Genomic DNA, 14,291 nt, shown 5'->3' with positions numbered 1-14,291 from the left:
CCCTGCAATCTCAAACCGCCTCGAATCCGAAAAAGAGACTCCTGCTCAATCGCTTAGAACCTTGTTCACGGACGACTAGGTTCAAGGTTACTGCGGGCAGCGGAATGGCGGAGGGACGCGACCCTGCTCACCCGAGTACGCGGCTGTGATATAGGCCGAGGCGCTTTCGCGAAAGCCCGGGCATTCTCAGCGCGGTGGCCTTGCCGCAGCGGGGATGAGGCGACGGGCCACTTTGGAGTTCGGCGAGGTCCTGGACGACCTTGAGTACGCTGCGAAGCCGTTGGTTCAGCTTTTAAAGTCGTACTCGGTGCGCAGCCGGCCCGCGATAGCTTCGATCGTCTCGGAGCGCCCCGCACCTTGCTGTCCGTCCGACATGATTGCGACCTTCCAGGTGTCGTGAAAGGCACTACGAGATGGCGATGCCAATCCGTAACTCGCAGGTGTCTTCCATTCTTGGACCTTCGGTCATTCAAAGCTCCGGAATACGCGCGCGGCCCATAACATCTCGATTGGCGGCGCAAACCAGCGAGGACTGCCCGACCTTCATTCAGTTGTCGGAACCCGAAAAAGGCTTGGAGGATGTGAGGCGGCTCACATCACCGGGACGAATTAGAGCTTACTCCGTCTTGGCGGATACAACACCGGACGGAGATGTCGAATGAAACGCCTTATGCTTTCGCTCGTCACGGCCCTGCTCGTCATCGGTGCGGCGACCAGCGTGCTCAGACCGCATGCACTTCTTCATTCTGCACAGAGTGGCATGCCAAACATTCCAGAGCTGCAGACAGCCCAGGCGAGCACGCTGGCCGAGCAGGAGATCGAGGACCGGTCCGTTCTGTTTGCCAGAGGGCGCACGCAATAACGCACACCTGACCGGCCCTCTTCAGCCGCTCCCCTTCATTCCGCCGCAGCGGTCACTGGTTGCGGCTTTTGATCGTTCGGCCCGGTTCGCCCACTCTGTTCGTCGAGCCAGAGGCTATGATGTTCGCGTGCCCAGTTGAGGTCGACCTCACCCGAACCCATGGCCTCGAAAGCCCCCTCCATCCCGATCGTGCCGATGTAGATATGCGCTATCATTGCGGCCACGAATAGCACGGCCACCACGGAGTGGATGATCTGGGCCATCTGCATGCCTTCAATGCCGCTGATGTAGAACGGGAACATCAGCTCGTATCCCGTCGCCGCAACGAGGCCGCCCCCGATTACGACGATCCAGTAAATCATCTTCTGGCCGGCGTTGAAGCGATAGGCCGGTGGATGATCATGGCCGACAATGCCCCCTCCCCGCTTGATCCAGGCGACGTCCACCTTGTTCGGGAGATTTCCCGCGATCCACATCAGGAAGATCAGGACGACGCCGACGGTGAACGGGAAACTCAGATAGTTGTGGGCATACTTCGCCCATTGTGACCATTCGGAGAACGCTTCAAAACCGATCAACGGCAATAACAACGGCCGCCCGAAGGTGATGTTCAGACCCGAGATGGCGAGGATGATGAAGCAGGTCGCTGTCATCCAATGCACGAAGCGCTCAAACAGCGTGAAGCGCAGGATGGTGCGCCCTGATCGCCCGCTTTCAAGCCGCACCATGCCACGGGTGAGATAGAAGATCACGAGCAAAGCCAGCATGCCGATAATCGCGACGCCGCCGATCCAGCGCAGCGTGACATTGCGAAACTCCCGCCATTCGCGTCCCTGTGGCTGCTCAAGCACGCCCGATCTCTGATCCGGAATGCTGACACGGCCCTGGATTCGGTTCAGCTCCTGCAGCAACTGCTGCTCTTTGACGGAGCTTGCGGTCGGGTTGACCTGCTGGGTGCTCGCTGGAGCCGCCATGATCACCAGAAGCAGCGCGCATGCGCCAAATGCCAGGCGAATGAGTCTTCCAAATGACGCCATCTGCGCCTCCCGGTATCGCGTCCTTGACTGTCGTCCGCGTCAGGACTCGATCGTCTCGCGATACGCGGTCTTCCAGCCCCACGCGCCGGAGCCGTAGCCGCGCTTCATCACGCGTTCCTTGTAGATCTGGGCGATGATCTCCCCGTCGCCGGCGAGCAATGACTTCGTCGAACACATTTCGGCACACAGCGGCAACTTGCCCTCCGCCAGCCGGTTCGCGCCGTACTTCTCGTATTCCTCCTTGCTGCCATCGGCCTCGGGCCCGCCGGCGCAGTAGGTGCATTTGTCCATCTTGCCGCGTGAGCCGAAGTTCCCGACCTTGGGATATTGCGGCGCGCCGAACGGACAGGCGTAGAAGCAATAGCCGCAGCCGATGCAGAGGTCCTTGGAGTGCAGCACCACGCCATCTGCGGTGGTGTAGAAACAGTTCACGGGGCACACGGCTGCGCAGGGCGCGTCGGTGCAGTGCATACAGGCCATCGAGATCGAACGCTCGCCTGGCTTGCCATCATTTATGGTGACCACGCGGCGCCGGTTGATACCCCAGGGCACCTCATGCTCGTTCTTGCAGGCGGTGACGCAGGCATTGCACTCGATGCAACGGTCGGCGTCGCAGAGGAATTTCATACGGGCCATCGTCGTTGCTCCTTATGCCGCCGCGATTTGGCAAAGAGTGACCTTCGGTTCCTGCATGCCCGTCGCGGGATCATATCCGTAGGTCGTGATGGTGTTCGCGCTTTCGCCGAGAACGATCGGATCGGTCCCCTTCGGATAGGCGCTGCGAAGATCCTTCCCTGCCAGCCAGCCGCCGAAATGGAAGGGCATCCAGGCGACGCCCTTGCCGACACGCTCGGTGACGAGCGCTTTCATCCTCGCTCTGGAATTGTTCTCTGCACCGGTGACCCAGACCCAGCCGCCATCCTTGACGCCGCGATCAGCAGCATCGGCCGGGTTGATTTCGATGAACATGTCCTGCTGTAGTTCGGCAAGCCACGGATTGGTACGCGTCTCCTCTCCGCCGCCCTCATACTCGACCAGACGGCCGGAAGAGAGGATGAGCGGGAACTGCTTGGCAATCCCCTTCTCCACTGCAGCCTTCTGCACCGAGAAGCCGATGTTAGGCATGCGAAACTGCTTGGCATCGGGCAGCGTCGGATATTTTTCGACGAGGTCGACACGTGGCGTATAGATCGGCTCGCGATGGACCGGAATCGGATCAGGCAGGCCGAAGGCGTTCATGCGTGCCTTGCCGTTACCGTACGGCACGCAGCCGTGTTTGAGCGCGACCCGCTGGATGCCCCCTGAGAGATCGATCGACCACGACACCGAATCCGGATTGGTCGGATTGACTTTCATGATCGTAGCCATCTCCGCTTCGGTGAGATCCGTCTCCCAGCCAAGCTTCTTCAGGCTCGCCAGCGTGAATTCGGGATAGCCGTCCTGGATCTCGGAATCCTTAGAGTAGGATTTGTCGGCCAGCAGGCTGACCTTGCGCGTGGACCCATCTGGCAGCTTCTCCTCGCGCTCAATGCCGAAGCGCGGCCGGAACGTGCCGCCGCCATCCATCACCGCGAGATTGGTGTTGTAGAGCAGCGGCGTGCCCGGATGCCGGACCTCCGGCGAGCCCCAGCATGGCCACGGCAGACCGTAATAATCGCCGCCGACCTCTGGATCGTCCTTGGGGGCTCGCATCGTCAGCATGTCGAACTTCGCCTGATTCTTCATGTGCGCCTTGAGCCGCTCAGGCGATTGCCCGCAATAGCCGGTCGACCAGCTGCCGCGGTTCATTTCGCGCAGCACATCCTCTGCTTCAGGCAGATTGTTCTCGACCTTGATTTTCTTGAACATCTGGTCTGCGAATCCGAGTTTCTTGGCCACAAGATAAATGACCTCGAGATCGTCCTTGGATTCGAAGATCGGTTTGACGATCTGCTCGCCCCATTGCAGCGAGCGGTTCGAGGCGACGCGCGATCCCTTGCACTCGAATTGCGTGGCCACGGGAAGAATGTAGACGCCATCCTTGCGGCCGGCCTCGACCGCCAATGACGCCCACGTCGTGGGATGCGGGTCGGCAATGACAAGCAGGTCTAGCGCCTTCAGGCCGTTGAGAGACTCCGGAATGCGCGTGATGCTGTTGCTGGCGTGCCCCTGAACGAACACTGCCCGTACGTTGTCCTTCTGAGCGACCTGATCTTTCGGCAGCGTCACCGCCTCGAACCAGCGAGTCAGCGGAATGCCGGGAGTCTCCATGATCTGCTTGGAATCGAAGCGCGACTTCAAGAACTCGTAATCAACGTCCCAAACCCGCGACCAGTGCTTCCACGCACCTTCGGCGAGACCGTAGTAGAACGGCAACGTCACAATATCGAGCCCGACATCAGTCGCGCCCTGCACATTGTCGTGGCCGCGGAAGATGTTGGCACCCATGCCGGGCCCGCCCACATTGCCGGTCAACAGCAGCAGGATGCAGCTCGCCCTCACATTGGCGGTGCCGACGGTCTTCTGAGTCTGGCCCATGGCCCAGATCAACGTCGACGGCTTCTCGGTGGCGAACATCTTCGCGACCCGCTTGAGCTGTTCGCCGGGGATGCCGGCGACGCGCTCGACCTCTTCCGGATTCCATTTCTCCACCTCCTTGCGGAGATCGTCGAACCCGTAGACACGCTGCCTGATGAACTCCTTGTCCTCCCAGCCGTTCTGGAGAATGTGCCACATCATGCCGTAGAGCACTGGAATGTCGGTGCCCGGACGCATCCGCACATATTCCGTGGCGTGCGCTGCGGTGCGCGTCATGCGTGGGTCGATGACGATGAAGTTGGCCTTTTGCAGCTCCTTGCCTTCGAGCAGATGCTGCAACGAAACCGGATGCGCCTCGGCCGGATTGCCGCCCATGATCATCTGAGTCTTGGCATTGCGAATATCGTTGTAGCTATTGGTCATCGCGCCGTAGCCCCAGGTATTGGCGACGCCGGTGACGGTGGTCGAATGGCAGATGCGTGCCTGATGGTCGGTGTTGTTGGTGCCCCAGAACGCCCCGAGCTTGCGGAACAAATATGCGCCCTCATTGGTCATTTTGGCCGAGCCGAGCCAATATACGGAATCGGGCCCCGATTTTTCGCGAACCTCGATGATCTTGTCGCCGATCTCGTTGACCGCAGTCTCCCAGGAGACGCGCGTCCATTGCCCGTTTAGGAGCTTCATCGGATAGCGCAAACGCCGCTCGCTGTGCACCAGCTCGCGTACGGAAGCTCCCTTCGCGCAATGAGATCCTCGATTGATGGGGGAATCCCAGCTCGGCTCCTGGCCGATCCAGACCCCGTTCAACACCTCCGCGGTCACGGTGCATCCGACCGAACAATGCGTACAGATGCTTTTCTTGACGGTGGCCCCGGCGGTCAGCGGGCCCGCCACGGCCGCTTCCGCCTTGCGCACGCCGGAAATCGGCATGGTCCCGAGTGCCGCGAGCGCGCCACCCGCAACACCGGACCGGCGCAGGAAGGTGCGGCGATCGAGACCGCCGGTCTGCCTTGCCATGGTGTCCGCGACCGAGCCGCGGCGGCCGGATCCGGAATGCTCTTGTGTTCGCTTGATAAGCACGGGCAGCCTCCCTTAGGCGGGATAGCGATTGACGCGGTAATAGGCCTTCACGTGATCGGATTCCTTGTAGCGCGCCTTACGCTTCTCATCGTTATTCTCGCTGTCGGCCTGTGCGGAGCCGACGAGTGGCGTCGCCAGCGTGGCGCCAGCGCCTACCGTGCCGATGCCAACTTTGCGGAGGAAGTCGCGCCGTCCGACGATCGCTTTCTTTTCATCGCTCATCGCATCTCTCCCGGACCAGCCTGCGCATGGTCAGTTCGCGAACGAAAATCCTTGCCTCTCGATCTCGATAAACAGGCGGCCGAATGAGCCGACCGCGCGGTAAAACCTTGCGCTCGCGGCCCGCTCCATGTCGGCAAACAGACGCCCCATCCAGGACGAGACGTGCTTCTCGAACAACGCACGCTGCGCAACGAAAGGCGCTTCCAAGCGCCCATCAGCCATTCCGGCCATGATTTTGCAGAGGATGGCGGCATGATCCTCAGGTTCGAAATTACCCTCGGCGCCCATTATGCCGAGTGCCGCAAGATCAGTCCGCAAGCGTGACAGCGGCCGTTCGTTGAGAAAGCCGGTCAAATAGTAGGAGGCGTAGGGCAGCAACTCGCCGCGGCCGAGACCAACAAAAAGATCGAAATATTCGCGTTCGACCTGAGCTGCGGTCGTGTGCGAAGCGGCATCCGCCAAGCCGGCGTGAACCTGACCGAGTGGCGTGCCGTCTCCACTCAAGCCCGTAAGCCGATCGAGCAAGCTCTTGGATGGCGCAGCCGCAAGCAAGGCGGCGAGAAGGGCATATTCCTGCGCTCGCGCGACATCGATCGGATCGATGCTGTCTTGCAATCTCGTGGGTTCGTGATTGTGATCAGGATAGAGATCAGGCCGCAGTTCGGCCCGGGGAACACCTGTTGCAGCTTCCACCGCAATCACCCGCTGAGCGGGTATCTTGCTCCAGTTCGAAACCGAGGGCTGGCTGATGCGGATTTTGCGCGCAAGCTGGGCCACGCCGCCTGCGGCGTCAATGGCGCGATCAAGCCCGACGTCACGCACATGGACCTCCGTTGCCTGAGACCCTCTAGTGACCAGTTTTACTTGCGCAACAAAGTGCTAGCAAAGCCTAGACCTGGTTCCGGAGGCGGTCAATCGCCGCTCAATAGGTTGAGGCTATAGCCTTTGGTAGAACACTATTCAGGCAGGGCACCGCCATGTACGCGGCGCGGAGGAGTATCAGGCTCCGTTGCCCGTTGCGATGCAACGGGAGCCGCGATCGTCGGGATGGCTTCGCCAGGCGTCTCGGTAAGCACCGCCGAGTGCACAACATCCCCATTCGGAACGTCCGAGGCCCCCTGCAATTGCGTCGGCGTGTCCGGCTGTGCCTCTGCGGCGTCACGCAGACCCCCGACGATTCGGTCGACCCAGGCTGCCAGCTCCGTCTGGGAGCAATCGAGCGGTCCGAAGCCCGGCATAGCATTCGGATCGTTGAAGTCCCAGGCATTCTCGGCGAGCCCCACGAAATCGCGGATCGCCGGGTCGGCCGTCCAGGCGCGGCGAAGAGCCGCTTGCATCAATTCCGGCGGTATACCTTTGCGCAGGAACGCGGTGATGTCGGTACCCGCCGCGATCGCGTCGATCGATGGCAAGCTGCCGAGATCCAGGTCCGGTTCGGCCTCAGCCGCGGGGGATGGCACCGCGGCTTCACCCGCGGGCCTGGCTCTCTCCGCCGGCGGAGCATTCGATTTTGACTCGCGCTTGCGGCGTGACCAGCGTGCGAGAAACTCTTCCTCGGTCATTCTTGCCCGCCTTCGTGCTGCCGACGCGCCAAAGCCTCGGGATCGGCGCGCCGTCGCTCGCGTTTGACGAACTCTCTCTCGACGTGGTGTTCGGCGATGAAGCTTTCAATCACCGCGCGCACTAGCTCAGGCATCGGTACGGCTTCAACCAGATTGTCAGCGGCTTCGGTAAACCCCTCTCCTTCCGCGGGATCAGCGGTCGCGGCGGCGATCGCATAAGGCCAGACTCCCTCGGATGGGCTCAAGACCACCCAGAGGCTCGGTGTGCCGGAGGCAACATTGTCGCAATAGCGCGCGGTTTCCGATACGTACAGGTCAACCGATGCGCTGCCGGCATAGAACCAGGTCGTGCCGCCCTGTTCGCGCAAGATTGTCCAGGCCTCCGTGTCCAGTTTGTCAGGCAACACGGCAGTGCTCCGCCAGATGAAATCGGCCCAGGGCGAATCCGCCTCGCGCCGTTCGACGATGATACCGACAGGGATACGCTGGAGTGGCAGGGCAGCGCTCATGAGATCGCTTCCAGGCGCCTGATCGGGAGTCCCCTCAACAGGTTCTGCGGTTTCATGCGGAGCTTCTGATCGGCTGTCATAGCCAGGATCAGATAGACCGGTTCACCCCGCAAGGTCTCTATGGCGAGCTGAGGATCCGCAAAGGTCAAGCGAAACAACGAAAGAACTCGCTTCGCGCTGGGTCCGTCCAGCTCCTCGTCGTGCCAAAGCCGATCGCCCATCTTGGTGGCGTCAGCGTCCAACCCGACATACCAGGCCAGCTTTACCTCACGCACTTCCGTCAGCGGTTCAATAGCAACATCGATCCCGAGCAGATGGGAGACCCAGCGGGTCATTGCCTGTGCCAGCGCGCGAGGGCCTCGCCCGCCTGCGGTGAAATCGAAGGCCATATCGAACTGGTCACTGCGTTTCCAATAGCTCTCGGTATTTTCGTCGCTTAACACATCGAGCTGGGCGTCAGCCTTGGTGCCCAGCATCGAGATCAGGGACAAGATAGGGGTCGGGCTACGACCGCCGACAACCTCCTCATCGCCAAGCAGCAAGGCCTGTTCATGCGGAAGGATCCGTTGCGGTCGGAAGAACAGCTCGGCGGCGCGCAGCACCAACACATCCTCGTTGCCGTCGAGCGCATTGCGCAAAATCACATGAACGAGCTGATTGACGAACAGCGGCGGCAGGTCGTTTGACGACGAACGCAGGACCGCGAGATACGCAGCTTCGAGCGTCGGGTGCCGCAACATGAGATCGCGAAATGCCACCACGAAGCGCCAGTTCTCCCGCGCGTCCCCATCGGCGATCGCAGCGAGCTCTTCGGCTGCGACCGCTCGGCGCGGATCAGCAAGCATCTCACGGTGCAGCCTTCGTTCGACCGCGCACGCGTCCTTCGGCGGCATCAACTCGGGACGGGCAAAATAAGCCTTCAAGAATTCGTCGGTGACACGAAGCCTGCCGCTCTCGTCGCGATCGAGCAGATGATGGCCGCATGCGATCCAGAAATCACTCATCGGAGGAGCGACTCCTGGGTCCCATCACAATAGTTAAGATCGCTGTCGGATTTGACATCATCCTCGATTTCCATGAACGAAAACGCCTTGCCGTGCCGCTGCCCTTCCCTCAGTTTCAGCTTGCGGAAGCCCTCACGGACTTCGCCATCGCCCGCCGAACGGTGGACCGCAATGAGCGAGCTGATCGGCTGCGTGCAAAGGGACTGCGCAAAGGAGACTTCCTCTTCTGCAGCGGTTCTGGCAATTGCCATGTCCGGTGCGCCGAACCGATCAACGAGTTGCCTCGCAAGGAGTTCGATCAGCACCTGGCAATCGTCCTCGGTCGCCGGAGCGATCTGCGCCAGCGTCGACCATCCCCAGGACTGCACACCGAGAAAGCCGCCGCGGAAGGCGGCGCGTGCCTTGCCGCTCAGCTTCGCCGGATCCTGGTCGCAGAAGCGGAACGCGCCGGAGACAGCCCATTCGCCTGGCGTTGCCGGCACCTCGAACACGAAGGTGTCGGAGGGATCCAGCGCGACGGTGCGTAGAAGTTTCACGGTCTTTTTCAACGCTTCGGTCCTCCAAGCGTCGGATCGAGCCAGGATGGCGAGGCCAAGGCATTCACGAGGTCTGCCCGCTCGGTCTTATCACTACCTATGCGGCGCGTGAGCAGATCGCCGCAATCATCGATGCGTCGAACAGTTTGCCGCTCGCGAGGGATGCGGCTGAGATATTCGCGCGCGACGCTGTCAAATCCATCGACCTGCCAACTGTCGATCGCCCGCATCAGGTGCCGCGCAAAGCTCTCTGTCATCTGTACTGCGCCGGCCTCGCCGGACCCTTCCTCATCGAGGGCGGAGGCAACCGGGCGAACACCGGGATCATGATCATTGATCATGACTGTTCGAATCATGGCCGCGAATACGAGCCAATCCGGCGGCTCATGCTCGTCCGCGGATGCAGGCCAGCCAAGCCGTCCCCCTCCGACGAGTCCCCCGTCAATCCTCTCCGCTTCGGGCCAACCGATCGCAACTTCCATGGCCGGCGGCGCATTGGCGCGCAGGGCATCGGTCAGGGCAACCATGCCGGCGTAACAGGCGTGGCGTGTGGTGGTCAGCGGCTCCGTCGGCTCCAGCACCACCGCGAACTCGGCGACGTCGAACCGCCCTACATAGACCAGCGTGCCGGCACCGCTTTCGGGTGCAATGCAGCATGCATGGGCGAACGCGTCTCCGCTCTCGCGCAACCGGACCAAGGCAAAGGGCGGCGGCAATTGGATCTGTTCCGCCGTGGAAGCGAGGCTGGTTGGGATCGACCGCAGGCCTTCCTCCAACTTCTCCTTTTTCCCGATTGACAATATCTATACGAAGCGAAGGATCGGAGCGAGCCCGTCATTCGTCGCCTTCTCGGAGGGATGAACCTGGAGCAGCCAGCGAAGACCATCCTGATTTGCTCGTGTGAAGACACGATGCGGCTTGACGTGGCCGCGATCAAGCGCGGATGCAGCAATGGCGACATCAGGAGTTTTCGTCACCTGTGCGGCGCCGAGCTCGACCACTTTCGCGCATGCGCAAAGGCAGAGAGCCCTCTGACCGTTGCCTGCACATATCAGCAATCCTTGTTTGCGGAGCAAGCCGGCGATCGTTCCGCGCCGATTGCTTTCGTGAACATTCGCGAGACGGCAGGCTGGTCGACCGAAGGCACGCATGCGGGCCCCAAAATGGCAGCGCTGCTCGCAGCCAGCGCCGTGCAGGCGCCCGATTATCCACTTGTCACGCTTGCCAGCGACGGCGTCATCCTGATCTATGGCCGGGACGAGGCGGCGATCGAAGCCGGGCTGCTGCTTTCGGATCACCTCGATGTGACGGTGATGCTGAGGGAGCCGGGCGAGATCATCTCGCCTGTGGCAACGCCCTTCCCGGTCGTTAAAGGAACCATCCGTAACGCCAGAGGACATTTTGGCGCTTTCGAGCTCACCATCGATGACTACGCTCGCCCGCACCCCTCCTCGCGCGATCACTACGTCTTTGAAACTCCACGCAACGGCGCCACCTCGCGTTGCGACATCGTCCTTGACCTATCGGGAGAGAGGCCGCTGTTCCAGACGCATGATTTGCGCGACGGTTACTTGCGGGCCGATCCGAGGGAGCCAGGCGCCATGCTCCGCGCCGCCCTGAGCGCGCGCGATCTCGTCGGGCGTTTTGACAAGCCTAGATATGTCGAGTTCTCGCCCGATCTTTGCGCCCATTCACGCTCGAATCTGACCGGCTGCCATCGCTGTCTTGATCTATGCCCGACGAATGCGATCACGCCCGCCGGCAATCATGTGGCCATCGCCCCCGAGATTTGCGCTGGCTGCGGCCAATGTGCCGCCGCCTGTCCGACGGGCGCCGCGTCCTACGCGTTGCCGCGCGCCGATACCCAACTTCAGACCATCCGCGCCATGCTGCTCGCCTATCGTCAGGCGGGTGGATCGAACCCCGTCCTGTTGCTGCACGACCGCCAACACGGCACGCCGTTGATCGATGCGCTGGCGCGGCATGGGGATGGCCTGCCTGCCCAAGTTATCCCTCTCGCCGTTAATGAGGTGACGCAGGTTGGGCTTGAGGCTGTCATCGGTGCCTTTGCCTACGGAGCGGCCGCGTTCCGGTTTTTGCTCCGCGGCAAGCCACGGCATGACGTGGCTGGACTGACCCAAACGATCGACATGGCAGAGACCATCCTTGCGGGCCTCGGATTTGAAGAGCGCCGGGTGGCTGCGATCGAAACTGACGATCCGGATTCAATGCTGGAGCAACTGAGGAGCATCGAGCGGCTTGCTGCGGTGAACACGCCTGCGACCTTCAAGACCGTCGGCAAGCGGCGCGACCTGCTTCGCTTCGCGTTGAGCGAACTGCATCGGCTCGCACCGAAGCCGGTCGACGTCATTGCCTTGCCTCAGGGCGCTCCGACTGGCGCGGTGAGTGTTGATACCGGTGGATGCACGCTGTGCCTATCCTGCGTTTCCGTTTGTCCGACGGGCGCGCTCCGCGACGATCCTGACCGTCCAGTGCTCAAATTCGTCGAGGATGCCTGCGTGCAATGCGGTCTCTGCCAGAGCACCTGTCCCGAGAAGGTCATCACGCTGAGGCCCCAGATCGATTTCCGCGCTGGCCGCGCGCCGGCGGTTGTGATCAAGGAGGAAGAGCCTGCCCTTTGCATCCGCTGCGGCGCGCCGTTCGGCGTCAAGAGCACGATCGATCGCATAGCGGCCAAGCTCGAGGGCCGGCATTGGATGTATCCGGCCGGCACCAAGCGCCTCGACGCCGTCAGGATGTGCGCGGATTGCCGTGTGATCGTGATGAGCGAACAGCGGTTCGATCCGTTTGAGGGCGTGCCCGAACGCGCGCCGCCCCGAACCACCGAGGATTATTTGCGCCGGCCGGACAGCAAGACGTAGGCGCGACGTCCCTCGTCCAGGTTGGGGCCTCGCCTATTGCGAGGTCGCCCGGGCCAGGAAGTCGGTCAGCGCCCGGCGGTCTTCGGCCGATCCGATGCGCTGCTCCGGCATCTTCGTTCCCGGCGTGTAGGCGTTGGGCCCGACTTCAAACAGCTTTGCGACCGTCTCGGGGCTCCAGACGATATCCATCGTCTTGAGCGCCTCGGAAAACCGATAGCCCGAGAGCGATGCGATTTTCCGTCCGAACAATCCGGCAAGCGTTGGCCCTGCACGTTGCGGCTCCTTGTCCGACAGCGTGTGGCAGGCAACGCAAGCGCGAAAAACATCGGTGCCGTGATCGCTCGCATAAGCGGCCAGCGGATCCGCTGATGTCCCGAACAGATTCGAGCCGACCGGCTCACCGGTATGCACGTTCCAGCGCCGGATCTTTCCGTCCGCACCTCCAGTCACGAGCGTTGCCGCATCATGCAGGAACACGACCGACCAGAAGGGGAAACCCGGTCCCACAAGTGTCCGCAACACACTCCGCGACTTGCGCTGCACAATGGCAACCGTGCCGTCGATGCCTGCGGCGGCGATCAGCATCCCATCATCGGAAAGCGCCAAAGCGACGATCGGTGCCAAGCCCGCGGCCACCTGGCCCTCCAGCTCTCCGTCCCTCGTCAGCATGCGCAGCTTGCCGTCAGCCCCTGCCGCGACGATCTCGCCATCGGGCGCGATGGCGGCGGCGTTCAATGGCGCTGGCAATTCCACCGTCTCAGGCCGGCCCTCGGGCAAGCGCCAGATGCGCAACGCACGATCATAGCCGACGCTAACGAGCGACATGCCGTCTGGAGCGAACGCCACACCGTTCACATTCTGCGCGTGACCCTCGAACACCCGGGCGGCGCCATCAGCCAACGACCAAAGGCGCACGCTATGGTCCCAAGAGGCCGAGGCGAGGCTCGATCCGTCCGACGCCACGGCGATTGCCACGACGGGAGCGGTATGCCCCTCGAGGACTTGATCAGGCTGTTGGCGGCCGGCTATCCATACCGCCAGCCGGGCGTCGGACCCCGCGGTGACCATGCGGCCGTCCTGCAGGAAAGCAACGGCGTTAACGGCGTCCGCATGATACCTTAGCACCTCGCCCGCCGCGTTGGTCTGAAGCGACCAGCGGATGACGGAAGTGTCGAAGCTGCCCGACAACAGGCTGTCGCCATCAGCCGAAACGGCGAGCGCACGGACGGGGCCGCCGTGACCCGCAAGCTGCGCGTGCGCCGCTGACGCAGCAACAATCTCCAGGAGGGTTGCGGCAACCCGGGCGCACGAAACCCATCGCATCAATCACTGCCAGCCATGGTGACTCTATGCAGTCAAGAATGCCCGAAATAAGTGTCCGCGGCACCGCGCTTACTTCTCCGGCGCCACGACTTTCTTGGACGAGCCCTCGGGCGCCGCCTGCATCCCGGGCGGGCTCTGGCCCTGCGGACTCTCGGCGGGCGCGCCGCCCGAACCCGTATTAACCGGGCCGGTCCAGCCCTGTGGCTGCGGCTGGCCCTTCTCTTCGGGAACCGTCTGTGGCGCAGGCGCCCCTGTCTGACGGGATTGGGCGAGCGCACTATCGAAGGCCACGACCGCTGCCAAGCATAGTATGGATGTCAGTGCCTTCACGGCCAAACCCTCCTCTGGGGCGCAAGCTTCAACGAGGAAGGATCGGTATCCGTTCCTCGACGCGCACTGCGTCAGTTCGCCCACCGCCCGCAATCTTCCCTTGAATCGCGGCAGCGCGAGTCCTAGCCTTGGTTTTTGCTCGTCATGTCAAGGAAGAAGGCATGCTGGGGCAATCGAGGCCATTGCTGCGGATGATCTCATGGCTACGCGCCATGCGCGTGTTCTTGATCGCTCCAGAGCCAGCTACCCGAGAAGCCTCGCCTCTGCTCGCTTTTACGGTTGTCGTGCTCATGCTGCTCCTCGTCATATTGGAAGTGGACTTGCATAGCGCCGACCTTCAATCGCTGGGGTTGATGAGCGATGCATTTTCGATCGATCCGGTTTTTAACAGCCCCTAGAGCTGGCAGCAACTGCCGGCGAGCGTGAA

15 protein-coding genes are annotated in these 14,291 nt (G+C 62.0%); 3 read left to right on the top strand and 12 right to left on the bottom strand.

Annotation, left to right across the window (positions count from 1 at the left end; translation table 11 throughout):
• Nucleotides 1-658: 658 nt before the first annotated feature.
• Nucleotides 659-862 (top strand): hypothetical protein, encoded by a 204-nt coding sequence (locus AC0L23_RS37410; RefSeq protein ID WP_247523798.1) that lies wholly within the window; start codon nt 659-661, stop codon nt 860-862.
• 35 nt (nt 863-897) lie between these two features.
• On the opposite strand, the gene AC0L23_RS37405 is transcribed toward AC0L23_RS37410, so the two are convergent.
• The 10 genes from AC0L23_RS37405 to AC0L23_RS37360 form a co-directional block, all read right to left on the bottom strand.
• A complete protein-coding gene (locus AC0L23_RS37405; protein WP_473358195.1) occupies nt 898-1,899 on the bottom strand; it encodes a formate dehydrogenase subunit gamma in 1,002 nt (333 codons plus the stop codon).
• A 39-nt stretch (nt 1,900-1,938) separates the two neighbouring features.
• The gene (gene fdh3B / locus AC0L23_RS37400; RefSeq protein ID WP_007592757.1) at nt 1,939-2,535 is read right to left on the bottom strand and encodes a formate dehydrogenase FDH3 subunit beta; all 597 of its coding nucleotides are present in this window, start codon (nt 2,533-2,535) and stop codon (nt 1,939-1,941) included.
• Nucleotides 2,536-2,547: 12 nt separating this feature from the next.
• On the bottom strand, nt 2,548-5,496 hold the full coding sequence (locus AC0L23_RS37395; protein ID WP_473358194.1) for a formate dehydrogenase subunit alpha: 2,949 nt from the start codon (nt 5,494-5,496) through the stop codon (nt 2,548-2,550).
• A 12-nt stretch (nt 5,497-5,508) separates the two neighbouring features.
• The gene (locus AC0L23_RS37390; RefSeq protein WP_247523795.1) at nt 5,509-5,718 is read right to left on the bottom strand and encodes a twin-arginine translocation signal domain-containing protein; all 210 of its coding nucleotides are present in this window, start codon (nt 5,716-5,718) and stop codon (nt 5,509-5,511) included.
• Nucleotides 5,719-5,748: 30 nt separating this feature from the next.
• Nucleotides 5,749-6,540 carry a molecular chaperone TorD family protein gene (locus AC0L23_RS37385; protein WP_473358193.1) on the bottom strand — a complete coding sequence of 264 codons (792 nt, stop codon included), beginning with the start codon at nt 6,538-6,540 and terminating at the stop codon, nt 5,749-5,751.
• 134 nt (nt 6,541-6,674) lie between these two features.
• Complete coding sequence (locus AC0L23_RS37380) at nt 6,675-7,280, bottom strand: DUF3306 domain-containing protein (protein ID WP_473358192.1); 606 nt, start codon at nt 7,278-7,280, stop codon at nt 6,675-6,677.
• A complete protein-coding gene (locus tag AC0L23_RS37375) occupies nt 7,277-7,789 on the bottom strand; it encodes a DUF3305 domain-containing protein (protein WP_473358191.1) in 513 nt (170 codons plus the stop codon). The genes AC0L23_RS37380 and AC0L23_RS37375 overlap by 4 nt, the downstream gene beginning before the upstream one ends.
• Nucleotides 7,786-8,793 carry a DUF6352 family protein gene (locus tag AC0L23_RS37370; protein WP_473358190.1) on the bottom strand — a complete coding sequence of 336 codons (1,008 nt, stop codon included), beginning with the start codon at nt 8,791-8,793 and terminating at the stop codon, nt 7,786-7,788. Before AC0L23_RS37370 ends, AC0L23_RS37375 begins: the two co-directional genes overlap by 4 nt.
• Entirely contained in the window at nt 8,790-9,329 is a 540-nt protein-coding gene (locus tag AC0L23_RS37365; protein ID WP_473358198.1) for a DUF6505 family protein, read from the bottom strand. The genes AC0L23_RS37370 and AC0L23_RS37365 overlap by 4 nt, the downstream gene beginning before the upstream one ends.
• Before the next feature lie 8 nt (nt 9,330-9,337).
• Nucleotides 9,338-10,105 carry a biotin/lipoate--protein ligase family protein gene (locus AC0L23_RS37360; protein ID WP_473358189.1) on the bottom strand — a complete coding sequence of 256 codons (768 nt, stop codon included), beginning with the start codon at nt 10,103-10,105 and terminating at the stop codon, nt 9,338-9,340.
• Nucleotides 10,106-10,240: 135 nt separating this feature from the next.
• Here AC0L23_RS37360 and AC0L23_RS37355 point away from each other — a divergent pair, with 135 nt between their 5' ends.
• Nucleotides 10,241-12,211 (top strand): 4Fe-4S binding protein, encoded by a 1,971-nt coding sequence (locus AC0L23_RS37355; RefSeq protein ID WP_473358197.1) that lies wholly within the window; start codon nt 10,241-10,243, stop codon nt 12,209-12,211.
• A gap of 33 nt (nt 12,212-12,244) precedes the next feature.
• Here the strand turns inward: AC0L23_RS37355 and AC0L23_RS37350 are convergent, their stop codons facing one another.
• Nucleotides 12,245-13,534 (bottom strand): c-type cytochrome, encoded by a 1,290-nt coding sequence (locus AC0L23_RS37350; RefSeq protein WP_473358188.1) that lies wholly within the window; start codon nt 13,532-13,534, stop codon nt 12,245-12,247.
• Between the two features lie 69 nt (nt 13,535-13,603).
• Nucleotides 13,604-13,825: a hypothetical protein gene (locus AC0L23_RS37345; protein ID WP_247523786.1), complete on the bottom strand. Its 222-nt coding sequence runs from the start codon at nt 13,823-13,825 to the stop codon at nt 13,604-13,606.
• A 167-nt stretch (nt 13,826-13,992) separates the two neighbouring features.
• Here AC0L23_RS37345 and AC0L23_RS37340 point away from each other — a divergent pair, with 167 nt between their 5' ends.
• Entirely contained in the window at nt 13,993-14,262 is a 270-nt protein-coding gene (locus AC0L23_RS37340) for a hypothetical protein (RefSeq protein ID WP_446480996.1), read from the top strand.
• Nucleotides 14,263-14,291 lie beyond the last annotated feature (29 nt).

The organism is Bradyrhizobium sp. MI1.4 (genome assembly GCF_055811315.1).
This window is presented reverse-complemented; position numbering and strand designations above follow the sequence as displayed.